The sequence below is a fragment of the Ruegeria sp. C2 genome (assembly GCF_056537765.1).
In genome coordinates this window covers 1,333,479-1,356,921 of record NZ_JBQFRZ010000001.1, presented here as the reverse complement: position 1 = coordinate 1,356,921, position 23,443 = coordinate 1,333,479, and the positions used below count along the sequence as shown (strand labels likewise).

General features: G+C 59.2%; 27 protein-coding genes and 1 tRNA gene. 19 read left to right on the top strand and 9 right to left on the bottom strand.

The window, feature by feature from the left end:
• Nucleotides 1-77 precede the first annotated feature (77 nt).
• A complete protein-coding gene (gene nrdR, locus ACR0IV_RS06910) occupies nt 78-548 on the top strand; it encodes a transcriptional regulator NrdR (protein WP_480469369.1) in 471 nt (156 codons plus the stop codon).
• On the top strand, nt 545-1,645 hold the full coding sequence (ribD, locus tag ACR0IV_RS06905) for a bifunctional diaminohydroxyphosphoribosylaminopyrimidine deaminase/5-amino-6-(5-phosphoribosylamino)uracil reductase RibD (RefSeq protein WP_480469370.1): 1,101 nt from the start codon (nt 545-547) through the stop codon (nt 1,643-1,645). Before nrdR ends, ribD begins: the two co-directional genes overlap by 4 nt.
• Before the next feature lie 3 nt (nt 1,646-1,648).
• Here the strand turns inward: ribD and ACR0IV_RS06900 are convergent, their stop codons facing one another.
• The 3 genes from ACR0IV_RS06900 to ACR0IV_RS06890 all read right to left on the bottom strand — a co-directional run bounded on the left by ACR0IV_RS06900 (nt 1,649) and on the right by ACR0IV_RS06890 (nt 6,164).
• A complete protein-coding gene (locus ACR0IV_RS06900) occupies nt 1,649-3,649 on the bottom strand; it encodes a capsular polysaccharide biosynthesis protein (RefSeq protein ID WP_480657266.1) in 2,001 nt (666 codons plus the stop codon).
• A 3-nt stretch (nt 3,650-3,652) separates the two neighbouring features.
• Entirely contained in the window at nt 3,653-4,786 is a 1,134-nt protein-coding gene (locus tag ACR0IV_RS06895; protein WP_480657267.1) for a polysaccharide biosynthesis/export family protein, read from the bottom strand.
• Between the two features lie 79 nt (nt 4,787-4,865).
• The gene (locus tag ACR0IV_RS06890) at nt 4,866-6,164 is read right to left on the bottom strand and encodes a capsule biosynthesis protein (protein WP_480657268.1); all 1,299 of its coding nucleotides are present in this window, start codon (nt 6,162-6,164) and stop codon (nt 4,866-4,868) included.
• A gap of 141 nt (nt 6,165-6,305) precedes the next feature.
• Here ACR0IV_RS06890 and ACR0IV_RS06885 point away from each other — a divergent pair, with 141 nt between their 5' ends.
• From ACR0IV_RS06885 to ACR0IV_RS06865, 5 genes are all read left to right on the top strand, one after another.
• Nucleotides 6,306-6,893 (top strand): riboflavin synthase, encoded by a 588-nt coding sequence (locus ACR0IV_RS06885; RefSeq protein WP_480657269.1) that lies wholly within the window; start codon nt 6,306-6,308, stop codon nt 6,891-6,893.
• A 101-nt stretch (nt 6,894-6,994) separates the two neighbouring features.
• Nucleotides 6,995-8,116, top strand: a complete 1,122-nt coding sequence (ribB, locus tag ACR0IV_RS06880) for a 3,4-dihydroxy-2-butanone-4-phosphate synthase (protein WP_480657270.1) — start codon at nt 6,995-6,997, stop codon at nt 8,114-8,116.
• Between the two features lie 2 nt (nt 8,117-8,118).
• The gene (locus ACR0IV_RS06875) at nt 8,119-8,670 is read left to right on the top strand and encodes a 6,7-dimethyl-8-ribityllumazine synthase (protein WP_480657271.1); all 552 of its coding nucleotides are present in this window, start codon (nt 8,119-8,121) and stop codon (nt 8,668-8,670) included.
• Complete coding sequence (gene nusB / locus ACR0IV_RS06870; RefSeq protein ID WP_480657272.1) at nt 8,667-9,149, top strand: transcription antitermination factor NusB; 483 nt, start codon at nt 8,667-8,669, stop codon at nt 9,147-9,149. The genes ACR0IV_RS06875 and nusB overlap by 4 nt, the downstream gene beginning before the upstream one ends.
• Before the next feature lie 59 nt (nt 9,150-9,208).
• Nucleotides 9,209-9,514: a hypothetical protein gene (locus ACR0IV_RS06865; protein ID WP_480657273.1), complete on the top strand. Its 306-nt coding sequence runs from the start codon at nt 9,209-9,211 to the stop codon at nt 9,512-9,514.
• Between the two features lie 215 nt (nt 9,515-9,729).
• Here ACR0IV_RS06865 and ACR0IV_RS06860 read toward each other — a convergent pair whose 3' ends face one another.
• Both ACR0IV_RS06860 and ACR0IV_RS06855 read right to left on the bottom strand, forming a co-directional pair.
• On the bottom strand, nt 9,730-10,155 hold the full coding sequence (locus ACR0IV_RS06860; protein ID WP_480657274.1) for an SRPBCC family protein: 426 nt from the start codon (nt 10,153-10,155) through the stop codon (nt 9,730-9,732).
• Nucleotides 10,152-10,472: an ArsR/SmtB family transcription factor gene (locus tag ACR0IV_RS06855; protein ID WP_480469380.1), complete on the bottom strand. Its 321-nt coding sequence runs from the start codon at nt 10,470-10,472 to the stop codon at nt 10,152-10,154. Before ACR0IV_RS06855 ends, ACR0IV_RS06860 begins: the two co-directional genes overlap by 4 nt.
• A gap of 105 nt (nt 10,473-10,577) precedes the next feature.
• Between ACR0IV_RS06855 and ACR0IV_RS06850 the strand changes: the two genes are divergently transcribed.
• Nucleotides 10,578-11,009 carry an MmcB family DNA repair protein gene (locus ACR0IV_RS06850; RefSeq protein ID WP_480657275.1) on the top strand — a complete coding sequence of 144 codons (432 nt, stop codon included), beginning with the start codon at nt 10,578-10,580 and terminating at the stop codon, nt 11,007-11,009.
• Here ACR0IV_RS06850 and ACR0IV_RS06845 read toward each other — a convergent pair.
• The gene (locus tag ACR0IV_RS06845) at nt 11,006-11,194 is read right to left on the bottom strand and encodes a DUF6324 family protein (RefSeq protein WP_480657276.1); all 189 of its coding nucleotides are present in this window, start codon (nt 11,192-11,194) and stop codon (nt 11,006-11,008) included. The genes ACR0IV_RS06850 and ACR0IV_RS06845 overlap by 4 nt on opposite strands.
• Before the next feature lie 78 nt (nt 11,195-11,272).
• On the opposite strand from ACR0IV_RS06845, the gene ACR0IV_RS06840 reads away from it, so the two are divergent.
• From ACR0IV_RS06840 to ACR0IV_RS06810, 7 genes are all read left to right on the top strand, one after another.
• Nucleotides 11,273-11,755 (top strand): N-acetyltransferase family protein, encoded by a 483-nt coding sequence (locus tag ACR0IV_RS06840; protein ID WP_480657277.1) that lies wholly within the window; start codon nt 11,273-11,275, stop codon nt 11,753-11,755.
• Nucleotides 11,756-11,802: 47 nt separating this feature from the next.
• Nucleotides 11,803-11,879: transfer RNA gene (locus tag ACR0IV_RS06835), tRNA-His, on the top strand.
• Between the two features lie 92 nt (nt 11,880-11,971).
• A complete protein-coding gene (gene dusA / locus ACR0IV_RS06830; RefSeq protein WP_480657278.1) occupies nt 11,972-12,991 on the top strand; it encodes a tRNA dihydrouridine(20/20a) synthase DusA in 1,020 nt (339 codons plus the stop codon).
• A 28-nt stretch (nt 12,992-13,019) separates the two neighbouring features.
• Nucleotides 13,020-13,844 (top strand): sulfite exporter TauE/SafE family protein, encoded by an 825-nt coding sequence (locus tag ACR0IV_RS06825; protein ID WP_480657279.1) that lies wholly within the window; start codon nt 13,020-13,022, stop codon nt 13,842-13,844.
• A 23-nt stretch (nt 13,845-13,867) separates the two neighbouring features.
• Nucleotides 13,868-14,623: a hypothetical protein gene (locus tag ACR0IV_RS06820; RefSeq protein WP_480733636.1), complete on the top strand. Its 756-nt coding sequence runs from the start codon at nt 13,868-13,870 to the stop codon at nt 14,621-14,623.
• 36 nt (nt 14,624-14,659) lie between these two features.
• Nucleotides 14,660-15,388, top strand: coding sequence for a SpoIIAA family protein (locus ACR0IV_RS06815; RefSeq protein WP_480657281.1), 729 nt, complete (start codon nt 14,660-14,662; stop codon nt 15,386-15,388).
• Nucleotides 15,389-15,667: 279 nt separating this feature from the next.
• Nucleotides 15,668-15,880 carry a hypothetical protein gene (locus tag ACR0IV_RS06810; RefSeq protein ID WP_480657282.1) on the top strand — a complete coding sequence of 71 codons (213 nt, stop codon included), beginning with the start codon at nt 15,668-15,670 and terminating at the stop codon, nt 15,878-15,880.
• Here the strand turns inward: ACR0IV_RS06810 and ACR0IV_RS06805 are convergent, their stop codons facing one another.
• The 3 genes from ACR0IV_RS06805 to ccmI are packed head-to-tail and all read right to left on the bottom strand — an operon-like array spanning nt 15,881 to nt 17,813.
• The gene (locus tag ACR0IV_RS06805; RefSeq protein ID WP_480657283.1) at nt 15,881-16,114 is read right to left on the bottom strand and encodes a DUF1289 domain-containing protein; all 234 of its coding nucleotides are present in this window, start codon (nt 16,112-16,114) and stop codon (nt 15,881-15,883) included. It abuts the gene before it with no gap.
• A 17-nt stretch (nt 16,115-16,131) separates the two neighbouring features.
• The gene (ruvX, locus tag ACR0IV_RS06800; protein ID WP_480657284.1) at nt 16,132-16,596 is read right to left on the bottom strand and encodes a Holliday junction resolvase RuvX; all 465 of its coding nucleotides are present in this window, start codon (nt 16,594-16,596) and stop codon (nt 16,132-16,134) included.
• Complete coding sequence (gene ccmI, locus ACR0IV_RS06795; RefSeq protein ID WP_480657285.1) at nt 16,593-17,813, bottom strand: c-type cytochrome biogenesis protein CcmI; 1,221 nt, start codon at nt 17,811-17,813, stop codon at nt 16,593-16,595. The genes ruvX and ccmI overlap by 4 nt, the downstream gene beginning before the upstream one ends.
• Before the next feature lie 176 nt (nt 17,814-17,989).
• Here ccmI and ACR0IV_RS06790 point away from each other — a divergent pair, with 176 nt between their 5' ends.
• From ACR0IV_RS06790 to ACR0IV_RS06775, 4 genes are all read left to right on the top strand, one after another.
• The gene (locus tag ACR0IV_RS06790) at nt 17,990-19,234 is read left to right on the top strand and encodes a sarcosine oxidase subunit beta family protein (RefSeq protein WP_480469392.1); all 1,245 of its coding nucleotides are present in this window, start codon (nt 17,990-17,992) and stop codon (nt 19,232-19,234) included.
• 214 nt (nt 19,235-19,448) lie between these two features.
• The gene (locus ACR0IV_RS06785) at nt 19,449-19,778 is read left to right on the top strand and encodes a sarcosine oxidase subunit delta (protein WP_480469393.1); all 330 of its coding nucleotides are present in this window, start codon (nt 19,449-19,451) and stop codon (nt 19,776-19,778) included.
• Nucleotides 19,779-19,821: 43 nt separating this feature from the next.
• Entirely contained in the window at nt 19,822-22,836 is a 3,015-nt protein-coding gene (locus ACR0IV_RS06780) for a sarcosine oxidase subunit alpha family protein (RefSeq protein ID WP_480657287.1), read from the top strand.
• Nucleotides 22,829-23,395: a sarcosine oxidase subunit gamma gene (locus ACR0IV_RS06775; RefSeq protein ID WP_480657288.1), complete on the top strand. Its 567-nt coding sequence runs from the start codon at nt 22,829-22,831 to the stop codon at nt 23,393-23,395. The genes ACR0IV_RS06780 and ACR0IV_RS06775 overlap by 8 nt, the downstream gene beginning before the upstream one ends.
• Nucleotides 23,396-23,443: the final 48 nt, after the last annotated feature.

Sequence of the window (23,443 nt, the reverse complement as noted above, 5' to 3'; positions counted from 1 at the left end):
CGGCTGTCCTATAGTTGTGGATAAGTAGGCCGTAGTGCTTACAACAAGAGGCGGAACTAGGGACGAGGAGACGGCGGATGCGCTGCCCGTTTTGCGGAAATATCGATACTCAGGTCAAGGATTCACGCCCGGCAGAGGATCACGTGGCGATCCGCAGGCGCCGGTTTTGTCCGGCCTGTGGCGGCCGGTTCACCACATATGAACGTGTGCAACTGCGCGATCTGGTTGTTATCAAGACCAATGGAAAACGCGAGGATTTCGACCGCGACAAGCTTGAGCGTTCGATCCGCATCTCGATGCAGAAACGCCCGATTGAGCCGGACCGGATCGACCAGATGATCTCGGGCATCGTGCGCCGACTTGAGAGCATGGGCGAGACGGATATTCCATCCAATAAAATAGGTGAAATCGTCATGGAGGCGCTGGCCCGGATTGACACTGTTGCGTATGTTCGCTTTGCAAGTGTCTACAAGAATTTCCAGGCGGCCGATGATTTCGAGGAGTTCGTCCACGAGTTGCGCCCGCCGCAGCCCACGACGGATGAGTGAGCGAAACAGATAAGCGATTTATGGCGCTGGCCCTGTCACTAGGGCGGCGCGGCCAGGGCCAATGCTGGCCTAATCCCTCCGTCGGGTGCGTTGTCGTGCATAATGGGCGGATTGTCGGGCGCGGCTGGACGCAGCCCGGTGGACGTCCGCATGCAGAAACCGAAGCCTTGACACAGGCCGGGTCAGCGGCGGAGGGCGCGACGGCTTATGTCTCGCTTGAGCCATGCGCGCACCACGGAAAGACACCGCCCTGCGCACAGGCATTGATCGACGCCAAGGTCGCACGCGTCGTCTGCGCAATTGAGGACAGCGATCCGCGGGTGGCCGGGCGGGGCTTTGACATGTTGCGCGCTGCCGGGATCGACGTGCAGACCGGTGTCATGGCTTATGAGGCCGAGCAGGACCATGTCGGGTTCTTCCTAAAAACGGAACAAGGCCGCCCGTTTGTGACGCTCAAACTGGCCAGCAGCTTTGATGGGCGGATCGCAACGGAGAGCGGCCACAGCCAGTGGATCACGGGCCCCGAGGCGCGGCGGGCAGTCCATGCGATGCGTGCCCGGCATGATGCGGTTATGGTCGGGGCAGGGACGGCGCGGGCGGATGATCCGTCGCTGACAGTGCGCGATCTGGGCGTGACGCAGCAACCCGTACGTGTGATCGTGTCTCGCCATCTCGATCTGCCCTTGATGGGGCAACTGGCTCGGACTGCGAAAGATATTCCAGTCTGGCTCTGCCATGGCCCGCACCCCGATGCCGAACGCGCCCGCACGTGGGAGGGGCTGGGCGCAAGGTTAATTCCCTGCGCGCTTCAGGGGCATCACGTCGACGCCGCCGACCTTTTACAACAGCTTGGTCAGGCCGGTCTGACACGCATTTTCTGCGAGGGAGGGTCGGCTTTGGCAGGCTCTCTGCTCAAGGCTGATCTGGTGGACGAGCTGGTGGGCTTCACCGCAGGGTTGATGATCGGGGCCGAGGGGCTGTCTGCAATTGGCGCGCTTGGTCTTGAGACGCTCGAAGCCGCCCCCCGGTTCGATTTGATCGAGACGCGGGTTTTGGGCGGTGACCTCCTGCATCGCTGGGCGCGGACGACGCGCTGAAGGTCAACGCCACAGATGTGCGTAGGTCGCCAATGCGCCTTGGAGTTTCGACAGAATGCGATTGATCGGTCCCCGAGAGTATGACCCCTCCTGCGCCAGTCGCTCAACGGCGATTTCGACCGGGCAGGGTTGTCCGGTCTCTGGATCGAAATAGCGCGGATAATCGATCAGCGCAGCATGCACCAGGCCCAGCAAGGACGGCCGTGCCCCCCTGCGCGCCGGAACCGCTCCCAAGTCAACCGTTAGTCCCCAGCCTGCGTAAAAGGGTGCTCCCAGAGTGGTGACTTTCACATCGCGTAATAGCGCCTCGAAACCCATCAGGGATGTCATGGTCCAAAGCTCATCCACCTGCGTCAGCAGCGTCGCGGGATCGGTCTTGTAAGCGATCACGTCAGCCAGACCCTCGGCATCGATCTGCCCATCGCGCAATCCGGCTTCGACATCAGGATGGGGTTTGTAGATCAGGACCGCATCCGGGTTGGCCTTACGTGCCGCACGCAGTAGCTCCAGATTGGTGCGGACGGTGCTGGTGCCCAACCTGATCGAGGCGTCATCTTCGACCTGCCCGGGCACCAGTATGCGGCGGCCTTCCGGAAGCAGCGGCGCGGGATTGCCTGTGTTGTACTTGCTCAGCCCGTCTGCCAACAGCTGCGCCACCAGGCGTTCGGCCCGGAGCCGTTGGTCCGGTCGCAAGGTTTCGCGCGCGGCGATCCATTCCTCCAGCCGACTTGGGCGTGTGGGGTCGTAGTAGATGCCCAGTTCATCCGTCACGAGCGAGAGAGGAGGGACAAGTTCCGCCCCCAGCCCGCGCGAGCGCAAGAAGCCATCCTCAACGTGAATAACATCAGCCGCTTCTCCAGCCCGGCTGGCCCAGCACATATGCGGTCCAGATGGTGTCTTTGGTGGCTCGGCCACAAACCGGAGCTTGCCATGCTGGCCGAACATCTGCTGCAGATGGCGGCGCTTCCACACTCGCATTCCCGATGCTGTCCAGCCCTTATGATCCTCGCGCCACGCGCGGGTGGAAGCTTCGAGCGTATCCAGCACGGATTCAAGCTCGCACAGCCTGTCATGAAACGGGTCATACCAGCGTGGATAAAGGATCATGGCTGCCGCGAACAATTGCGCGCGTGTCAGGTTGCGCTGGCGACGCTGCACGGGAAACTCGTCCTGCGTCAACCCCCAGCCAGCATAGAAGGGCTGACCGAATACACGGGGTCTATGCCCCGCCAGTATCGCTTCGAACCCCAGTTGCGACGATACCGTGTAAACGCCCACCGCCCCTTCGAGCAGGGATAACGGGCTGATCCGGGTGCTCAGGAACGAGATCCTCTCATTCAGGTCTTCTTGCAGGAAATATCCATCCCGATGGCCGCTGGCAGTCTCCGGATGGGTTCTGATCAGAATACGCGCGCTCGGGTTTTCCTCTTGCGCGACGAACAGCATTTCCAGAAATCGTGCACGGCCAGCGCCGCTTGCCGTAACGGCTGCATCACCTTCTGTCTGGTCGATGACAAGAACGTAGCCCGGATCGGGAGGTGGCTGATTCAGATCGAAGGCGGAATACTTGCTTAGATGTAATTCGTGCATGCGTGCGATACTGTCACGTGCACGGTTTAACAGCGCGGTGTTGTCCAGCGGGTGGGTGGCGAGAAGCGTTTCCAGATCGGACGGGGCGCTTGGATCGAAATGCAGGCCCGATCGGTCCAGCAGCAGGCCAATCGGCGGTTCGCCCCCACGACCGGGATGGAGCGAACGCAGGAACGCATCCTCGACCCGCAAAACCGCTACGTCGCGCTTTTCAGCGATCGACAGCCCGCGATGCGACGTCGGACTGTTGCCCCAGACGCCAACCAGATCTCCGGCCTGTGGCAGGCCGAGCTTTATATCATAACCTGCCAGCGACAGAATGCGCCGCACCCGTCGCTGTGTCAGGAACCCCCCGTTATAAACAAAAAGCCGAGAGCGTTCGCCCTCGGCTGGCTGTTCCGGCTCAACACGCATGTATCAGCCACCCGTTAGGGTTGCCACATTCGCAATCGGCGTCAGACCCCCTGCGATGAGCGAGATGGATTTGGTCCACTGCGCATACGGGGCCTCGGTCACATAGATCGTGTCATCGTCGCGGATGACGAAATCGCGGGCGATGAACAAGCCGTTGGGGGCGGTAAGGTTCAGCAGATAGATCATGCGCTGGTCACCCTGAAGATCGGCTCGACCCACGACGTTTCGGGCGATGTCCTGACGCTCTTTGCGCAGTACGAAGATACCGGTCGGATCTGAAGAGAGAGATTGAAGGCCGCCGACCTGGGCCAGCGCTTCGAGCGCCGAGAGGTCCTGGCTTTCAAAAGCCACGCGGGATTGTCCGCCAGTGGAGCCCAGTGCGATATAGGACCGGCTGTCCTGTTCGACCAGAATACGGTCACCGCCACGCAGGGCGATGTCTGTTTCAGGGTTGCGAAACAGATCGTCATACCAGATCGTACCGCGCTGATTGCCGCGAATGACAGTTACCAACGCGATGTCTGAGGCCACCGCCACGCCACCCGCACTGGCCAACATGGTCGACAGGGTGCCGGTGGGGCGTTCGATCGGGTAAATCCCCGGGGCACCGATGGTACCGGTCAGCGAAACCGTCGAGCCGTCTCCGGGGGTCCGGCTGACCTGAACCTGCGGATCGGGGGTCTGCTCTTCCAGTTTTGAGGAAATCAGAGCGCGCAGTTGTTCGGGAGTATTGCCCGCGGCGCGAAGACGCCCGGCATAGGGCACGAAGATATAACCATCGCTGTCGACCTGCAATTCGGTCAGGCTGGCGGCACCTCCTGCGGCAGAGGTCAGCAGGCCATCCTCGACGTTTTCCCAGACGGTCAGATTCAGGGTATCGCCGGGGCGAACGGTATCAGAGGCTACGCTCTGCGCGCTGCGGAAGGATTGTGAAAACCCGAATTGTGGAACGGCCGCAGCGGCGCGGGCGACGCGATCATCGACCTCGACAACAAACGCGTTGCCGCCGTTTTCAACCGATCCGGCCAGGATTTCAGTTTTGTTCGGGCCGGATTTCGGAAGCTGGCACGCCGCCAGCAGGCCGAGAGCCGCCACAAGAACGGCCCCCCGTGTCCATCGGGTTGGAAAGCGCTGCACTGCCGATTTACCTCAGTCGTCTTTGTTTTGGGAAGGTTACCCGGTAGGTTGTGAAACTTCCAGCACCACTTGATCGGGGTCAGCGAACAAGCTGCAACTGTGGCGCAGGGGCCGCGTTGCGGCCAAGAACGATTTGATAGGGGTCCTGAGGCCGCAGCATCATGTCAACGGTCCGCCGCAACAATTGGTGTCGTCCGCGACGCGAATAAAACCCGCCCGGAACCTGGCTGGTTTCCAGTAAGAACCGTCGATAGGTGCGATAGGCCGCGCTGTCAGGTGCGGTTGGTGCGGCGAAAAACGCCTCGATGGATTGGCCGGATACGAATTCTGGCTTGTCATAGACAGACCGCCCGAAAAGCCTAAGGGGGATACCGCGCCACAGCGCTTGCTGCCCCGCCGTTGAGTTTACGGTCACCGCTGATCGCGCTTCGGCCAGCAGCTTGGCCAGTTTGCCTCCAGGTACGTAATGCACACGTCCGGCAAGGCCGTGCTCGCGTGCGAACTCCTTAGCAAGCCGTCGCAGCGGCTCACGATGGTTCTCAAGCGGGTGTTCCTTGATGACCAGATGGTGATGCGCGTGCGCCCCTTTGGCGAAGCCCGCGATCACTTGCTCAAGAAAGCTGCTCATACAGCTGAAATCAGAATGTGACTGGACCGAGCTGTCATGGCCCAATTGCAGCAACACCAGATGATAGGGGAACCCGCCCCATTTGACTTTAGCCGTGGCGATCCTGCGTTGAATGCGATGAAACGGCATCAGGGATAACCGTTTGAAATACAGCCGGAACTCTGTCGAAACCGGTAAGCTCCGGTGGGGTCGGAAATTGCGATAGCGGTGATTCAGGAACAAGACGAACCAATGGTAAAGAGCGCCATAAAAGATGTGCTGACGCATATCTCCCCAATGCGATGGCGGTGGTGGGGTTGGTCCTTCAGACTGCGCAAGCGCGGCCCGCATGTCGGCCACATCCAGCTTCATCAATCGAGAGTTCCCATTCGAACCATTGCGTTCATAGGTCACCCACCAGGGGCGCAGATATCCTTCCTCAAACACATGGACGGTCAGGCCACGCTCTTTCGCGATGCGCACTGCCTGCGCATGTACCGGTCGGGTATCGCCATAGAGCACGATGTCAGTCACGCTGTGGTCGCAGATCAGATCGCTGAACGTTTGCGGCCAGCGTTCGGGTGTGTCGAGATAAGGAATATAGCTGCCCCGGTCAGACCAGAACGCCTGATCACCAGCATTGAAACCAACGCGCCAGACCCGAGCCCCCGCCGCGCCCAGCATTCGACCCAGTGAATTGAAGAACGGGCCATGTGGTCCCTGTAGAAACAGGAACACGCGCCTGTCTGGGCAGGGGGGGCTGAGTGTCATAGGGTCTGCTCTTGCCGTGGTGTTGTGGTGCGTATTGCTAAAATTATGCCTCTTTGCCACTTTGACGGCAAGGCAGGGCTTGCCGGGTGGGTCATCGATCTTTACCTGCGAAGGCGAAGCTATGCTCCGAGGGTTACCAAAATGTTTACAGGCATCGTCACCGACGTCGGCACCGTCACCGAACTGGACCAGCAGGGTGATCTGCGCGCCCGGATTGAAACTGCTTATGACACGGCAGGCATCGACATTGGCGCCTCGATCGCAAGCGATGGGGTGTGCCTGACCGTTATCGCGCTTGGTGACAACTGGTATGACGTTCAGATCAGTGCCGAGACGGTTTCGAAAACCAATCTGGACAGCTGGCGAGTCGGCAAACAGATCAATCTGGAGCGCGCCCTGAAAGTGGGTGATGAACTGGGGGGCCACATCGTATCGGGTCACGTGGATGGCGTGGCCGAGGTCGTGGCGGTCAAGGATGAGGGCGATAGTACGCGGGTCACCCTGCGCGCGCCCGCCGATCTTGCACGGTTCATTGCGCCAAAAGGGTCTGTTGCGCTGAATGGAACCTCGCTGACGGTGAATGATGTAGAGGGTTGCGATTTCGGGATTAACTTCATCCCGCACACCAAAGAAGTCACAACCTGGGACGATGTATCGGTCGGGGATCGGGTGAACCTCGAGATCGACACGTTGGCGCGGTACGTGGCGCGTTTGGCGGAAATGTCCTGAAACAGGCGCGTTGCTTGCGATGTGCAGGCTTTTGAGGACTGGCCTTTGCACCCTCACTGGTCTATTCCGCCCTGCAAACATGCCATCTGAAAGGCTGCCCCATGAGCTTTGAAACCCCCGGACCGGTCGAGGCCCAATTGCGCGAGGCGATCAGCCCGATCGAAGAGATCATCGAAGAGGCCCGCAATGGCCGGATGTATATTCTGGTCGACCACGAAGATCGCGAGAACGAGGGTGATCTGGTTATCCCGGCGGAATTTGCTGATGCCGAGGCGATCAACTTCATGGCCACCCATGGGCGCGGCCTGATCTGTCTGCCCATGACTGCAGAGCGGGTCGAGCATCTGGGTCTGCCGATGATGGCCGTGAACAACTCGTCCCGGCACGAGACAGCGTTCACCGTTTCGATCGAAGCACGTGAGGGAGTTTCAACCGGGATATCCGCCGCTGATCGCGCGTTGACGGTGGCAACTGCGATCAACGAGCAGAACACCATGGCGCATATCGCGACCCCCGGTCATATCTTTCCCCTGCGTGCCAAGCGGGGCGGGGTGCTGGTGCGCGCGGGCCACACCGAGGCCGCTGTGGATATCTCGCGCCTGGCTGGGCTGAACCCTTCGGGTGTGATTTGCGAGATCATGAAGCCGGATGGCACCATGGCCCGCCTGCCTGATCTGGTCGCGTTCGCCAAAGAGCATGGCATGAAAATTGGCACGATCAGTGATCTGATCAGTTATCGCTCGCGCAATGACAATCTGGTTGTCGAAACTTCGCGTGAGACGGTGAACTCTGAATATGGCGGCGAGTGGGAGATGCGGATTTTCACCGACCAGACCCATGGCATTGAACACGTTGTCATGATCAAGGGTGATATTACCACGCCAGAGCCGGTCCTGACACGAACCCATGCCTTGCATGAAGCGCCCGATATTCTGGGCCTCGGCCCAAAATCCTCGCGCGAACTACCCCGCGCGATGGAGAAGATTGCCGAAGAAGGGCGGGGCGTCGTTTGCCTGTTCCGTCAACCGCGCAATTCGCTGTACGCCGCGGACGACGAGGGCCCGCGCACCATCAAGCAAACCGGTCTGGGCGCGCAGATCCTGTCCAAGATGGGTGTTCAGGAACTGGTGTTGCTGACGGATTCGCCGGAAACCGTGTATCTGGGGCTTGACGCGTTTGGCCTGTCCATCGTCGGTACCCGCTCGATCCTGAAGGAAGACTGATCATGGCTGAACAAGACAAGCACGGCATTCTGCCGACGCCGACATTCGACAAACCGGTGAAGCTGCTGCTCGTGGCCGCTCCGTTCTATCGCGCCATCGCCGACAATCTGATTGCGGGCGCCAAGGCCGAGATCGAGGCCGCTGGCGGTACCTGTGAGGTTGTCGAGGTGCCCGGTGCGCTGGAGATTCCCACTGCCATCGCCATGGCCGATCGTCAGTGCAATTTTGACGGCTATGTCGCGCTGGGCTGCGTCATTCGCGGTGAAACCACGCACTACGAAACCGTCTGCAATGACTCGAGCCGTGCCATCCAGCTGATGGGCCTGCAGGGGCTGTGCATCGGTAACGGCATCCTGACTGTCGAGAATGACGATCAGGCCGAGGTCCGCGCCAACCCCGAAAAGATGAATAAAGGCGGTGGCGCAGCTGCTGCGGCCTTGCATCTGATCGCGCTCAGCCGTAAGTGGGGCTCTTCCAAAAAGGGCGTGGGCTTCAAGCCGCCGTCCGAGTCCATCCTTGTGGCGGGCGACAGCAACGGATCCACGACAGCATGACCCAGACAGACGCGCCGAAACCGGCCAAACAGAAACGCCTGATGAAATCCGCCGCCCGGCTTTATGCCGTGCAGGCGCTGTTCCAGATGGAGCAGTCAGGCCAGACGACCGAACAGGTTGTGAATGAGTTTCTGGATCACCGGTTTGGCGCTGTCTATGAAGGCGAAGAAATGCTGGATGGCGATATCAGCGTCTTCCGCAAGCTGGTTGATGACGCTGTGAACTATCAGGCGCCCATCGACCAGATGACCGACCGGGCTTTGGTGGCAAAATGGCCCATCGCGCGCATCGATCCGACACTGCGCGCTGTGTTCCGTGCGGCTGGTGCAGAGCTGACCCAAAGCGATACACCGCCGAAAGTCGTCATCACCGAATTCGTTGACGTGGCGCGTGCGTTCTTCCCCGAGGGTAAAGAGCCCAAATTCGTCAACGCCGTACTCGACCACATGGCGCGCGAGGCCCAGCCCGAGGCGTTCTGACGCCTTTACCGCGACCAGACATGCGCTAAACTGAATGTCAGAGCGCAAGGAGGTTCGCCATGCCCAAACTGGTCCGTCTCTATATCACGCAGGTTGCTTGGGGTTTTGTCATCTCGGCTGTGTTTGTCGGGGTGCTGCTGGCACTCAACGTGGCTAATCTGCGCCACCTCATTACCAGTTCGGAAATCGGTCTGATCGCGCTTGCGATGATCTGGTTCATGAACGGGATTGTCTTTGCGGGTGTGCAGTTCGCCTATGCGATCATGAGCATGGCGGAAAAGCCCAACAAGCCACGCGGCGGAACACCTGTTGCACATGGGCTGAAGCCTGCGCCCATAAAGCAGGAAGCCCACGCAGGGCGCTGAATTTTTTGGAAAATATGTGGCGGGACCACCAGTCAACCGTGCGGTTTGATTCCCGAGGACCTGTATGTACAGGTGGGCGCCAGGTAATCAGGCCAGGACCTGAACAGAGCCAGCCCCCTCGGAATTGCTTAAGGCCACCAGAATGCTACCTGTCACAAGAAGGGCAGAACCCGCCACAGGCCTAACTAGGGCGTCTGACGGGTTCGCACAAGGGGTCAGGCGTCAACAGTTTCGTGCAAGGCTGTGCGCATCTTGCCGAAATGTTCGTCCCAACCATTGTCCAGCGCAAGGATCAGACCGAAAGCGTCGGCACCCTGTGGCAGACCTTCGTGAACCAGCGCGAGGCGGGTGCCGCCCGCAACAGGCTCCAGCGTCCATTTCACAACGCTGACGGCATCGCCCATCGGTTTCACTGTGAATGTGTATTCCAGATAATGCGGTTCACGGGCTTCGCGCACTTCACCCCAGATCAGAAGGTCTCCGCTCGTGGTGCCAAACATCTCGAGCTTTTCACCTGCTGCAAGAGGGCGCTGTGGTTTATGGAACCATTCGGCCAGACGCTCGGGTTGCGTGAGGTAGGCCCAGACGGTTTCAGGCTCGGCACGCAGGAAGATGGTTTTCTGCAATACGGCGTTCTTCATTTCTTATTCCTTTCAATGGCTTCTTTCAGATTGGCAAGGCGGTCATCCCAGAACCGGTCGAAGAAACTGAGCCAGTCCAAGACCGGAGCCATCCCTTTGGGTTCAAGGCGATTGATACGTTCACGCCCACGGGCCTCGACGGTGATCAACCCGCCGTCCGACAGTACGGTCAGGTGCTTTTTGACGGCGGCGCGGGTCATGTCGAAGCGCTCTGTCAATTGCGCGATCGTCATATCCTGCGCCGCCAGCATCTGAACGATGTCGCGACGGGTCGGGTCCGCTAGTGCGCGGAACGCGTTTTGGGTCTGTGTGTTCATCGGGCACCTCAGATTAGATACCATTTGGTTTCATATTATTGAAATACCAAATGGTACTGTGTCAAGTTGCTTGATTTTTGTTCACTAATTGTTCACATTTGAAGCATGACACTCGACCTGCAACCTGGACAGAAACTTGCGCGCGGCGTATCGCGTCACTTAGCGACCCATGGCTATGTTTCGATTGAAGAATTCGTCCCATCCCGCGGGCTGCGAGTGGATGTTATGGGCCTGGGCCCTAAGGGTGAACTGTGGGTGGTCGAATGCAAGTCCAGCCGCGCCGATTATCAGTCGGATTCCAAGTGGCAGGGCTATCTGGAATGGTGCGATCGATTCTTCTGGGCAGTTGATACGGATTTCCCAACCGAGCTTTTGCCAGCGGAAACAGGTCTGATCATCGCAGATGCTTACGACGCGGAAATCATCCGCATGGGGCCTGAAAGCAAACTGGCCCCGGCGCGACGCAAGAAAATGGTGCAGAAATTCGCAGTGGATGCGGCCCGTCGTCTGCAGACCCTGCGCGACCCTCGGATTTAATCTTTGACCGCCCGAGCTGCCTGCGCGGCCGCGCGGATTTCCTCGGCGATTTCTTCGGCTTCTTCAGGATCGAAATCCATTGGTATCTCGACACCGGGGCCTTCGATGAACAGGCGTACCATGCCATGATCGGTCGGGCCGATCTGCAGGTTCGCTTCGATATCGCGTTCGGTGTTAATACCCATGTTCGCCTCCGGGAAATGCGTCTTGGTGCTAACGTGCGATGGGTTGAGAATCAAGCGGACTATGAGGTCAGATAAAGCATGGAGACGATCACTCTCAGACCATTCCGCGCCGGGGATGCGCCGTGGTTGGTTGAACAACATGATGCGCTGTATACCCGCGACGAAGGATTTGATGACAGTTTTGGCCCTCTGGTGGCGCGCATCTTAGAGGATTTCATCGCGAACAATGATCCGGCTTGCGAACAAGGTTGGATCGCCGAGCGAGAGGGCCAAAGATTAGGCAGTATTTTCTGCGTCAAGCAGGATGATCAAACAGCCAAGCTGCGCCTGTTTCTGTTGGTGCCGGAAGCGCGCGGGAAGGGGCTGGGAAAACGATTGCTGACCACTTGTATGGGCTTTGCGCGTGACGTTAGATATCACGAGATGGTGCTTTGGACGCATGAAAGCCACGCGGCCGCCTGCGGGCTTTACCGCGCTTACGGATGGGAGCTGATTGACAGCAAGCCGGTGCATTCTTTCGGAGTCGATCTGGTCGAACAAAGCTGGCGAATTCGGCTTTAATCCCCTTGCAATCCCCGCACGCCTTCGCTAAATCGCCCTTCACGAGTGCCGCCTTAGCTCAGTTGGTTAGAGCGCTGGATTGTGGATCCAGAGGTCCCCTGTTCAAGCCAGGGAGGCGGTACCATTTCCCAAAACCTCAGAACGGTTTGCCCTATGCAAGTCTTTCGGTATATCCGGTGCTTGGCAAAAGCCGCATCCTGAAGACATGAGCATGACATGCCGGAAAAACATTCCATAGACATCCGCAGAAGCGCACGCCTGAGCGTGGCACCCATGATGGATTGGACTGACAAGAATTGCCGGTATCTGCATCGTTTGCTCAGTGCTGAGACCCTGCTTTATACTGAAATGGTCACGGCACCCGCTCTGGTGCGCGGCGGCGCGCTGCATCTGCTGGACTATAACCCGCAGGAGCATCCGGTTGCGCTGCAGCTAGGAGGTTCGGACCCGCAGGAACTCGCGCAAGCGGCACAAATGGGGGCTGAGGCCGGATATGACGAGATCAACCTGAACTGTGGTTGCCCCTCGGATCGGGTCCAGTCCGGGACCTTCGGCGCGGTGCTGATGCGTGAGCCCGAAAGGGTTGCTGATTGCGTTGCGGCGACGCGTGAAGTGGTGGACATCGAGGTCACAGTGAAATGCCGCATCGGCGTGGACGAACAGGAACCCGCGGAGGTTCTGCCTGCATTCCTTGACCAAATCCGCTCGGCGGGATGTGATCGGGTCACGATCCATGCGCGCAAAGCCTGGCTGCAGGGGCTAAGCCCAAAGGAAAACAGGGATATTCCGCCTCTGGATTATGAGCTGGTGCACCGGATGAAGGCGGAATTTCCGGATATGCATATCTCGATTAACGGCGGTATCACGTCGCTGACGCAGGCACAGGAGCATCTGAAGGCCGGATTGGATGGCGTCATGATCGGGCGCGCGGCCTATCACCAGCCGACGGATATTCTGGCTGCGGCTGATCCGTTGATTTTCGAAACGGGGAAGGTTGCTGACCCCATCGAGGTGGTGCAAGACATGCTGCCCTATGTCGAGGCGCATCTTGCCAAAGGTGGAAGACTGCACCAGATCACTCGGCATATGCTGGGGCTGTTCGCAGGGCGTCCAGGCGCGCGGGGCTGGCGGCGGATGCTGTCCGAGGGTGCCGTACGTGAAAACGCGGGACCGGAAGTGATCCTGCAGGCTCTGGACACCGTCGCGGGGGTGTCACAGGTGGAACGGGTGGTTTGAGACGGCTCTGGTCCGGTATGGGGGAATAATGCCCGAGACGATGTTGTTCGCCCAGATGCTGGGCCTTTTGCTTGTGATCGGTGCCTTTGCCGGGGTGCTGGCCGGGTTGCTAGGCGTTGGCGGCGGAATCGTTCTGGTTCCAGCTTTTTTCTATGCCTTTCAAACGCTTGGATATGGCGGGCCGCAGTTGATGCAATTGTGTCTGGCAACATCTTTGGCGACGATCATTGTGACCTCAATCCGGTCGGTATTGAGCCACAACAAAAAAGGTGCTGTCGACTGGAGCATCTTGCGCGGTTGGGGACCGGGAATCGCGGTGGGGGCGGTGATTGGTGTTCTGGTGGCGTCAGCACTGCGTACGGAACTGCTGCAGGCGCTGTTTGGCGTGCTCGGTATGGTAATCGGCATCTATCTTGGCCTGGGGAAATCCGAATGGCGGTTAGGAGATGCTATGCCAAAAGGGCTGCGCCGGGCCGCACTATCACCCTCGGTCGGGTTTCTTTCGGTTTTGATGGGCATTGGTGGGGGCAGCTTCGGAGTCCCGCTGATGAGCCTCTATAACATCCCCATCCACCGCGCGGTGGCCACGGCTGCCGGATTTGGTGTGATCATCGCAGTGCCCTCGGTGATTGGATTTATGTTTCTGAACATCGCGCCGGAACACCGGCCACCATTGACCATCGGAGCGGTCAATCTGGTGGCCTTCGGCATCATCGTCGCCATGACCATGATCACCGCGCCCTGGGGTGTGAAACTGGCCCACGCGATGGATCCGAAACCGCTGAGGCGGGTCTTCGCAGTGTTCCTGACGCTGGTTGCGCTGAACATGTTGAGAAAGGCATTGGGGTGGTAGAGGCCTTTCACCAGCGGGGATGGGTGAATTTCCCTTACGAACAGGCTTTGGTGGATTGGGTCGAGCATGCTCTGCCTGTGGCACGAACATCCGTCACTGATCCGACGCATGCTAAATGGCACGATTGCGAGGGGACGTGGTTCATTGGGGTCGATGCGTTGGAAAATGACGTGCAGGGCAGGGTGGCTGGCTCTCCGGCTCTGGCTGGGTCGGCGATTGCGCTGGCGCATCAGCAATATGGGCCGATTGATCTGCACAAGGGGCAGGTCTCGGTGATTTATCCGGGTTACCCGCGACCCCGGCGCGGCGAAAGTGAGGGCGCCGCGCGATATCGCGCTCGGCGGGATGCGGCACATGTGGATGGGCTGAAGCCGATGGGGTCTGACCGGCGGCGTCGGGTCGATGAACCGCATGCGTGGATATTGGGGATCCCGCTGACCGAGGCCAGTGCCGATGCAGCTCCGATGGTGGTTTGGGATGGCAGTCACAAAATTCTTGGTGAGGCGTTTCGCGAGGCGCTGAAGGATACCCCGCGGGATCAATTGGCCAGTGCCGATATCACCGACATCTATCAGGCTGCTCGGCGTGAAGTGTTCGAGACCTGCCCGCGAATCGAACTGCCTGCGCGCCCGGGTGAGGCTTATCTGCTGCACCGTCATTGCCTTCATGGCGTCGCGCCCTGGGCCGAAGGGGCGCGGGCCGGGCCGGATGGCCGGATGATCGCCTATTTCCGCCCCGAGTTTCCCGGCGGAGTGGCGCAATGGCTCGAATCCCCGTAACTTCCTGCCATTCTTTGGTTTTGGAGGGTTGGTTCGATGATTACGGTACACACAAATGCCGATGGCACCCTGATCGAGGTTGAGCTGTCGGGTGAGGTCACCAGCACCGATTATGCGACAACGCTTGTCCCCGCGATCGAGGCTGTACTGGAAGAGCATGACGCCATTCGCCTTCTGGTAATCGTGACATCCGAGTTCAAAGGATACGATCTGGGTGCGGCCTGGTCGGATACAAAGCTGGGGCTCAGCCACTGGCGCGGGTTCGACCGGATTGGAGTTGTGGCAGATCAGGGGTGGGTGCAAACCAGCGTCCGTCTGGCCGCGCCGATCCTGCCTTGTCCGGTGCATGTGTTCGACATATCCGAACTGGAAGGAGCTCGCCGTTGGATTCGCGAATCACTGGGCGCGATCCATGTGACCGATCTGGGTGGTCCCTGTATTCAGATCAGCCTGATGGGAAAGCTCGATTCCGAAGAATACAAGCAGGCGCAGATTGATCTGGATGCATTGTTGCAAAACCGCGAAGGATTTCGGCTGTTGATTGATCTGCGGGAATTCGACGGCTGGCAGGGATTGACGGCGATGGGCGCGCATTTCCGCCTTGCCGCCGGGCATATCGGGCAACTGGATCGCGCCGCGATTGTTGGAGATAAGACCTGGCAGAAGATGGCGCAACGTATGGCGAGCCACGTTCTGGGCACCCGTACCGAGTATTTCCCAGCGGAGGATTATGAGCACGCCAAATCCTGGTTGGCTGCTGGCTGATCCTTCAAGGCTTTAAAGGTACGATCAAAGTGACGCGGCGTTACAAATCACGCAGCGTTTATCCGTGTAGTTTCGGCAAGGCATTGAAGTGTCATAAGGAAACTTGGGTGAAGCAGTTTTCTGCTAAATTATCGCAGCTTTTCCCCCTTATTCCCCCTCCGCGGTTCACTACATGCGCCGCATTGCTGCTAACAACCCAGATTTGCAAGTGCGCTGTATTGTTGACCTCATGAGGTGAGCAACCGCTGGCATTTGTCTGGACTCGGTGGGAGGAAAAAGATGCTTTTGAAGAAGTTGCTTTCCAGTGTTTTTGACGGAAGTTCCGTGTCCGCGTCACCGCGCAATCGGTCGGGGCACGATCTGTCCCAGCAGATCAGTGACAGGAATCGGATGGAAAAGACCGAGATTATGGAGCTGTTTCAGCGTGATCTGTCGCCAACGCCAGAGTTCTACAAAGCCCGAGAAAAGCAACAACCTGAAATACGCAGGTGATCAGTCACGGCTCAGCCGCGCGGCACGTCCGCCGCGGCGCTTTGCCAGACGCGGTTTGCGGTCCGGCAATTCCTGCATGATTTCTGCACGCTCGGAACTGTCCATCTTGGACCAGCGGGTGATCTCATCAATAGTACGATAACACCCGGTGCAGATGCGTTCGGTCGGATGAACAACGCAGATCTGGATGCAAGGGCTTTCGACCTCGTCCCGTTTCCAAACCATGTTTGTCATCTGCGTTTCCTTATCCGTCAAAGAAAGCGCAACCTATCCAGCGCCCCTTGCAAGATATAACCAGCTGCGACGTGATCAATAACCTGTCCGCGACGCTTTCGTGTCGTATCCGCCTCAAGCAGGGCCTTTTCTGCGGCAACGGTGCTCAGACGTTCGTCCCAGAAACCGATGGGAAGGTCCGTCAGGCGGGTCATATTTCGCGCAAATGCACGGGTGGACTGGCACCGGGGTCCTTCGCTGCCATCCATATTGCGGGGCAAGCCGAGGACGATTCCGCCGATCTCACGCTCGGTCACGATTTCGATCAGCCGTGCGGAATCCAGTGTGAACTTTTTGCGCCGGACCGTCTCAAGCGGGGTGGCCACGCCACGCATCCGGTCCGAGACGGCAACGCCGATGGTCTTCTCACCCAGGTCCAGCCCCATCAAGGCGGACATCGGAGTCAGAGACGCGGCGAAATCTTCGAACGCGTCATGGATCATTGCGCGATTCCGGCTTGCAGCGCGGCAGCGTCGATCATCTGCAGCGCCTCGGCGTCGCCAGCGAACACCTCCATGGCCTCGTTTCTGATGTCTATGGCGCGCTGACCCTCGCCCAACACACCCAGAGCGGCAATCAGGCGTGCCCATTCTTCAGGCGTTCCGCCTTCGGTCGCCAGACGATCCGACAGGCCATCGACCATGCCCCGTATCATCTCCTGTCGTTCTTCCGGCGACATCTCGGCGGCAGCACTTACGTCGTCCTGATTGGGGCCGGGTGCTGCGGAAAAGTCGGGCGCGTTGAACACCCCTGCGCGGAAGGCCAGTTCATCGATCTGTGCGCGGATCGCACTTGCCCATGGTGCGCCAGCCGGGGCGTCGTTCAAGGTTTCAACCCAAACACGATAGGCCATGTCAGGCCGCCCGGTTTGCGCCAGCATCTGACCCCAGTAGTACCGGGCCGGACCGAGGGTCGGGTCACGCTCCAGCGCCTGCCGCAATGCGCTTTCGGCTTCGGGAGAGACATATCCTCCGGCAGCCAGAATCATCATTTCAGCCAGATCAGAATAAGCTTCGGCCGGGGCGTTCGCGCCAGACAGCTCAATGACTCGTGTTTGCGCTTCGTAGCCTGCCTTGAAATTTCCGGCGTTGGTTTCGTGCTGCGCCAGAAGGATATGCCCTTGCAGATCATCCGAGCGCTCGGCCACAGTTTCACGCAGGCGGTTCAGCAAGGTGGCATAGTTTTCTTCCAGTGGAGGCACCTGAACCGGCGGTGCCAATTCTTCGGATTCAAGCTGACTGAGACGGTTGGTGCGCAGATCGTCGGCCATCTCCAATCGGGCGGTCAACGGCATGTCAGGAAAACCTGCAGCCCCCATCTGGCGATACATCGCCAATGCGCCACCCACCAGTATGATTGCTATCAAGATCAAGGCGATGACGGAAACTGCGCGCGATGGCCCCGCAGCCGAGGCCTCGCCCCGCATCTGTGTATCCGCGGCCAGAATGCGGCGTGAGATTTCGGTGCGCACGCGTTCGGCGTCTGCGTCAGCGATCACGCCACGCGCCAAATCCCGATCAACGCCCGCAAGCTGTTCGCGGTACACCCTGAGGTCATAGGCAGCTGCCGGCTCTTCCAAACGGCGGCCGCGCAACAGAGCGAACCCCAGAAATCCGGCGATCAGCAGGGCGATGAGGAATATGAGAACCCAGAACGGCATGGTCCCTCCGAAAATGTTGCCCTGATTTAGACCTCTGAGCCCGCAGACAAAAGGGACAAATGGCCGCGAGGTGCGCTCATGTCGCAATAGTGCATTATTGCGACGTTGTGCGGCGTGGGTAAACTGTCCGGGCACGGCATATCTGCGCCCAATCACCGAACCGGATGGATTCGCTTATGAAACACTACTCAGCCTTTGCTGTGGCGCGTGAAGCGCTGCGCTATCACACCGGGTGGGAACGCGCCTGGCGTTCGCCCGAGCCGAAGAAGCGTTATGACGTCATCATCGTTGGTGCCGGCGGGCATGGCCTGGCGACGGCCTATTACCTGGGCAAGAACTACGGCATCCAGAATGTTGCCGTGATCGAGAAAGGCTGGCTGGGCGGCGGTAACACCGGTCGGAACACGACCATCATCCGATCGAACTATCTGCAGGACCCGTCTGCGGCGATCTACGAAAAGGCGCGTAGCCTGTATGAAGATCTGAGCCAGGAGCTGAACTATAACGTCATGTTCAGCCCACGCGGCGTGATCATGCTGGCGCAGACCCAACACGAGATTCGCGGTTATCAGCGTACAGCGCATGCGAACGCACTGCAGGGTGTGAAAACCGAGTGGATCGGTCCCGAGCGCGTCAAGGAACTGGTGCCGATCATCAACCTAGAAGGCCCGCGCTATCCGGTTCTGGGCGGGCTCTGGCAGGAACGCGGCGGCACAGCACGCCACGATGCCGTGGCATGGGGCTATGCCCGCGCCTGTTCAGCCATGGGCATGGACATCATCCAGAAATGCGAAGTCACTGGCGTACGGTCCGAGAACGGTCGTGTTGTTGGGGTCGACACCACAAAAGGGGCCATCGACTGTGACAAGCTGGGCGTTGTAGTAGCTGGACACTCGGGTCAGTTGGCCGAGATGGCTGGCTTCCGTCTGCCGCTGGAAGCCGTTGCGCTGCAGGCGCTGGTCTCTGAGCCGATCAAACCCTGCATGGATGTGGTCGTGATGGCCAATACCGTTCACGGCTATATGTCTCAGTCCGATAAGGGAGAGATGGTGATCGGCGGCGGTACGGACGGGTTTAACAACTACACCCAGCGGGGCTCGTTCCATCACATCGAGGAAACCGTCCGCGCATTGGTCGAAACCTTTCCGATGATCTCGCGTCTGAAAATGCTGCGCCAGTGGGGTGGGATTGTGGATATGACGGGCGACCGTTCGCCCATTCTGTCGAAAACACCGCTGCAAGGCTGCTTTATCAATGCGGGTTGGGGCACCGGTGGTTTCAAGGCCATTCCGGGGTCGGGTTGGGGCATGGCACAGCTGATGGCTACGGGTCATTCGCCGCTGACCGAAGCCTTCTCGCTGGACCGCTTCAAAGAGGGCCGTTTCATCGACGAAAGCGTCGCGGCCGGGGTGGCGCACTGATGTCAGTCGCCGAAGTGAGACCCGTGAATGGTGTCCGAGCTATTTGGGCTTTCGGAACGCGGCTTGATGGCCTTCTTTTCCTCAGATCGGAAAACGAAAACGGCGATCAACCCAAACACGACAAGCGTGCCGACAATGGTCAAAACAATGGTCAAAATATCCATACTCTCAACGTGGGCGTGTGGTCGAGAGATTTCAAGCGAGGAGTAGCCTCATGCTGATCCTGAATTGCCCCTATTGCGGCGTCGATGCCGAAGAAACTGAGCTGGCCGCAGGTGGCGAAGCGCATCTGAAGCGTTATGGCCCGGGCTCGTCAGACGATGAGTTCCACGACTATCTGTTCATGCGCGAAAACCCAAAAGGCGTCCATTTCGAACGCTGGCGCCATGCCAATGGATGCGGCAAGTGGTTCCACGCCGCGCGCTGCACGAACACGCTTGAGGTCTTTGGCACCTATCCGGCGCAGACCACCGAACCGCCGCAAGAGATCAAGGACGCCATCACCGCCAAACGTCCCGGCTGGACGTGGAGAGAATACGAATGATCCGCACAGCCATCCGTAATACCGCCTGCGAAAGGTCCGCATCATGAGCACCCGTCTCGCAAAACAAGGCCGCCTGATCGATCGGTCTAAAAAGGTTTCTTTCACCTTCAACGGCACCTCTATGCAGGGCTTCGAGGGTGACACGCTCGCGTCTGCCCTGTTGGCCAATGATCAGATGATGATGGGCCGTTCGTTCAAGTACCACCGCCCGCGCGGCGTTGTCGCCAGCGGTGCGGAAGAGCCGAACGCTCTGGTCGGTCTCGGTGAGGGCAACCGGTTCGAGCCGAACCAGCGCGCCACCATGACCGAGTTGTTCAACGGCCTGACGTCCGTGTCGCAGAACCACTGGCCGAACCTGGAATTCGACATCGGGTCAATCAACACTCATCTGTCGCGTTTCCTGCCAGCTGGCTTCTACTACAAGATGTTCATTCATCCGAAGCCATTCTGGAAGCATGTCTACGAGCCGTTTATCCGTCAGTCCGCAGGTCTGGGCAAAGCGCCGGACAAGGACAACCAAGATGCGGACACCTATGAGCATTTTTACCACTTTACTGATGTTCTGGTGATTGGTGGTGGTGTCGCAGGTTTGCAGGCCGCCAAGGTGGCGGCCCAGTCCGGTGCCAAGGTGATGCTGATCGAGCAGACCGCGCACTGGGGCGGTCGCGCTCCGGTTGATGGCGGAACCATCAACGGTGAGCCTGTGGATAAGTTCGTGGAACAATTGGTTTCCGAACTCGAAACAATGGACAACGTGATCATGCGCAATCGCTGCATGGGCGCGGGGGTCTATGACCATGGCTACGTGCTTGGGTATGAGCGCCTGACAGACCACAAACCGGGTACGCAAGGCCCACGTCATCGTCTGTGGCGCATTCGTGCGAAACAGGTCGTGACCGCGACTGGTGCCATCGAGCGTCCGCTGTCATTTGCGGGCAACGATGTGCCGGGCGTCATGCTGGCGTCGGCTATGCGCGACTATGTCGTCAACTGGGGCGTCACCCCGGGTGATCGCGTCATCATTGCTACCAATAATGACGACGCTTACCGGACCGCGATCATCCTAAAACAGGCGGGCGTGGATGTCCTGCGTGTGGTTGATGCGCGCGACACGGCTGGACCCTTGGCCGAAGAGGCGCGTCAGCTGGGTATCCGTGTTGATCCCGGCAAGGCGATCGCGAAGGTCAAAGGTGGCAAGCGCGTCAAGAAGGTTGCGATCTGTAATCAAGAGGGGATTGGCGGCGCTCGGGAAGAGGTCGAATGTGACGCGGTCGCCATGTCGGGCGGCTGGTCCCCGGTCGTGCATATGTGGTCGCATTGCGGTGGCAAGCTGATCTGGGACGAGGCCAACGCGCATTTCCGCCCCGACCCATCGCGTCCTCCGCTGGGTGCCGATGGCGAAGGCTTCGTGCTCGCCGCTGGAGCCTCGAACGGTCCGCTGGCTTTGGGCGAAGTTCTGACCGATGCGGATGCGGCGGGTAAAGCGGCAGCCAAGGCAGCCGGGTTCAGCGCGAAGCGCACCAAAGCGCCGGTTGGCGAAACCACGGCCGAAGCCCCGATGGCAGCCGTCTGGCTGATGCCCTCGAATGCCGAGATTGGCCTGCGCATGAAATCGTGGCTGGACTTCCAGAACGACGTGAAAGTTTCGGACGTTCAGCTTGCCGCGCGCGAAGGCTATGAAAGCGTCGAACACACCAAGCGTTACACAACGCTCGGCATGGCGACGGATCAGGGTAAATTGAGCAATATCAATGGACTGGCGATCCTCGCTGACGCACTGGATTCAGAGATTCCGAAGGTCGGCACCACCACCTTCCGTCCGCCTTACACGCCCATTTCGATGGCGTCGATTGGCGGTGAGGCGCGTGGTGAGGTGTTCCAGCCGATCCGTCAAACCCCGATGCACAACTGGCATGATAAGAATGGTGCTGATTGGGAACCGGTCGGCCATTGGCGCCGTACATACGCCTACGTCCGTCCCGGTGAATCCGTGCATGACGCGGTGAACCGTGAGGTCAAGAACACCCGCGAAAACCTCGGTCTGCTGGATGCGTCGACACTGGGTAAACTGATCGTCAAAGGTCCCGATGCCGGTAAGTTCCTCGACATGATGTACACCAACATGATGTCCACGCTGAAGGTCGGCAAATGCCGCTATGGCCTGATGTGTTCCGAGAACGGCTTCCTGATCGATGACGGCGTTGTTGCCCGCATCGACGAAGATACATGGCTGTGCCACACCACCACCGGTGGGGCCGAGCGTATCCATGGTCACATGGAAGAATGGCTGCAAACCGAATGGTGGGACTGGAAAGTCTACGTCGCCAACGTCACCGAGCAATATGCTCAGGTCGCGGTGGTTGGCCCCAATGCCCGCAAGATGCTGGAGAAACTGGGCGGCATGGATCTGTCGAAAGAGGCGTTGCCGTTCATGGAGTGGCGCGATGGCAAGATCGGCGAATTCGACGCGCGAGCCTATCGCATCTCGTTCTCGGGTGAGCTGTCCTATGAAATCGCTGTTCCTGCCTCTCAGGGGCAGGCGTTCTGGGATGCTTTGATGGACGCAGGCAAAGAGTTCGGCGTAATGCCTTACGGCACCGAATGTCTGCACATCCTGCGGGCCGAGAAGGGCTTTATCATGATCGGCGACGAGACCGACGGCACCGTGATCCCGCAGGATCTGGGGCTGCATTGGGCGCTGTCGAAAAAGAAAGAGGACTACCTCGGCAAGCGGGCCCATTCGCGTAGCCATATGGCTGATCCTGAACGCTGGAAACTGGTCGGTTTGGAGACTGTGGATGGATCGGTTCTGCCCGACGGTGCCTATGCGGTGGGCGAGGGCGTCAATGCCAACGGTCAGCGCAACATGATCGGACGGGTGACCTCGACTTATTACTCGGCCAATCTGGGTAAAGGCATCGCCATGGGGCTGGTCAAGCATGGCCCGGATCGTATGGGTGAGATTGTCGAATTCCCGGGAACGGATGGCAAAATCTACAAAGCCAAGATCGTGGACCCGATCTTCTATGACAAAGACGGGGAGAAGCAGAATGTCTGAACCCATCAGCGCACTGAACCACGCCAGCTATGACGGTATCGCCAAGGTCGAGGAATGCGGCCTGCAGGGCATGATAACCCTGCGCGGAGACCTGTCCGACAAGGTTCTGGCCAAAACCGTCAAGGACGCCACGGGCAAGAAAGTGCCCGGTCAGCGAGAGGCTCTGGTCGAGGGCGATACCGGCGTGTGTTGGATGTCCACCGACGAGCTGTTGGTGCTTGTGCCCTATGCCGAGGTGGAGGCCAAACTGGCCGCGATGACCAACGCGCTTGGCGGTACGCATGCGCTGGCCGTCAATGTCTCGGATGCCCGTGCGGTGTTTACGGTCTCGGGCAGCAAAGCGCGCGAAGTTCTGGGCAAGGTTGCTCCGGTCGACCTGTCTCTTGCGGCGTTCCAACCGGGCCAGATCCGCCGTTCGCGCCTCGCGCAGGTGGCTGGTGCCTTCTGGATGGACGACGCCGAGACCCTGCGGATTGTCTGTTTCCGATCAGCGGCTGACTATGTGTTCAAGCTGCTGAAGGTTGCAGCGCAGCCCGGCAGCGAGGTTGGGGTTTACTAGTCGTTAAGCTGTCTACTGCGATTGCCCCGGACCTACCGGGGCAATCAT

What these genes read in the sequence shown, in the direction of transcription:
- nrdR (WP_480469369.1), top strand. Translation starts at nt 78, where the DNA reads ATGCGCTGCCCGTTTTGCGGAAATATCGATACTCAGGTCAAGGATTCA.
- ACR0IV_RS06900 (WP_480657266.1), bottom strand. Translation starts at nt 3,649, where the DNA reads ATGCGTGTTGAGCCGGAACAGCCAGCCGAGGGCGAACGCTCTCGGCTT.
- ACR0IV_RS06890 (WP_480657268.1), bottom strand. Translation starts at nt 6,164, where the DNA reads ATGACACTCAGCCCCCCCTGCCCAGACAGGCGCGTGTTCCTGTTTCTA.
- ACR0IV_RS06885 (WP_480657269.1), top strand. Translation starts at nt 6,306, where the DNA reads ATGTTTACAGGCATCGTCACCGACGTCGGCACCGTCACCGAACTGGAC.
- ribB (WP_480657270.1), top strand. Translation starts at nt 6,995, where the DNA reads ATGAGCTTTGAAACCCCCGGACCGGTCGAGGCCCAATTGCGCGAGGCG.
- ACR0IV_RS06875 (WP_480657271.1), top strand. Translation starts at nt 8,119, where the DNA reads ATGGCTGAACAAGACAAGCACGGCATTCTGCCGACGCCGACATTCGAC.
- nusB (WP_480657272.1), top strand. Translation starts at nt 8,667, where the DNA reads ATGACCCAGACAGACGCGCCGAAACCGGCCAAACAGAAACGCCTGATG.
- ACR0IV_RS06865 (WP_480657273.1), top strand. Translation starts at nt 9,209, where the DNA reads ATGCCCAAACTGGTCCGTCTCTATATCACGCAGGTTGCTTGGGGTTTT.
- ACR0IV_RS06860 (WP_480657274.1), bottom strand. Translation starts at nt 10,155, where the DNA reads ATGAAGAACGCCGTATTGCAGAAAACCATCTTCCTGCGTGCCGAGCCT.
- ACR0IV_RS06855 (WP_480469380.1), bottom strand. Translation starts at nt 10,472, where the DNA reads ATGAACACACAGACCCAAAACGCGTTCCGCGCACTAGCGGACCCGACC.
- ACR0IV_RS06850 (WP_480657275.1), top strand. Translation starts at nt 10,578, where the DNA reads ATGACACTCGACCTGCAACCTGGACAGAAACTTGCGCGCGGCGTATCG.
- ACR0IV_RS06845 (WP_480657276.1), bottom strand. Translation starts at nt 11,194, where the DNA reads ATGGGTATTAACACCGAACGCGATATCGAAGCGAACCTGCAGATCGGC.
- ACR0IV_RS06840 (WP_480657277.1), top strand. Translation starts at nt 11,273, where the DNA reads ATGGAGACGATCACTCTCAGACCATTCCGCGCCGGGGATGCGCCGTGG.
- dusA (WP_480657278.1), top strand. Translation starts at nt 11,972, where the DNA reads ATGCCGGAAAAACATTCCATAGACATCCGCAGAAGCGCACGCCTGAGC.
- ACR0IV_RS06825 (WP_480657279.1), top strand. Translation starts at nt 13,020, where the DNA reads ATGCCCGAGACGATGTTGTTCGCCCAGATGCTGGGCCTTTTGCTTGTG.
- ACR0IV_RS06815 (WP_480657281.1), top strand. Translation starts at nt 14,660, where the DNA reads ATGATTACGGTACACACAAATGCCGATGGCACCCTGATCGAGGTTGAG.
- ACR0IV_RS06810 (WP_480657282.1), top strand. Translation starts at nt 15,668, where the DNA reads ATGCTTTTGAAGAAGTTGCTTTCCAGTGTTTTTGACGGAAGTTCCGTG.
- ACR0IV_RS06805 (WP_480657283.1), bottom strand. Translation starts at nt 16,114, where the DNA reads ATGACAAACATGGTTTGGAAACGGGACGAGGTCGAAAGCCCTTGCATC.
- ruvX (WP_480657284.1), bottom strand. Translation starts at nt 16,596, where the DNA reads ATGATCCATGACGCGTTCGAAGATTTCGCCGCGTCTCTGACTCCGATG.
- ccmI (WP_480657285.1), bottom strand. Translation starts at nt 17,813, where the DNA reads ATGCCGTTCTGGGTTCTCATATTCCTCATCGCCCTGCTGATCGCCGGA.
- ACR0IV_RS06790 (WP_480469392.1), top strand. Translation starts at nt 17,990, where the DNA reads ATGAAACACTACTCAGCCTTTGCTGTGGCGCGTGAAGCGCTGCGCTAT.
- ACR0IV_RS06785 (WP_480469393.1), top strand. Translation starts at nt 19,449, where the DNA reads ATGCTGATCCTGAATTGCCCCTATTGCGGCGTCGATGCCGAAGAAACT.
- ACR0IV_RS06780 (WP_480657287.1), top strand. Translation starts at nt 19,822, where the DNA reads ATGAGCACCCGTCTCGCAAAACAAGGCCGCCTGATCGATCGGTCTAAA.
- ACR0IV_RS06775 (WP_480657288.1), top strand. Translation starts at nt 22,829, where the DNA reads ATGTCTGAACCCATCAGCGCACTGAACCACGCCAGCTATGACGGTATC.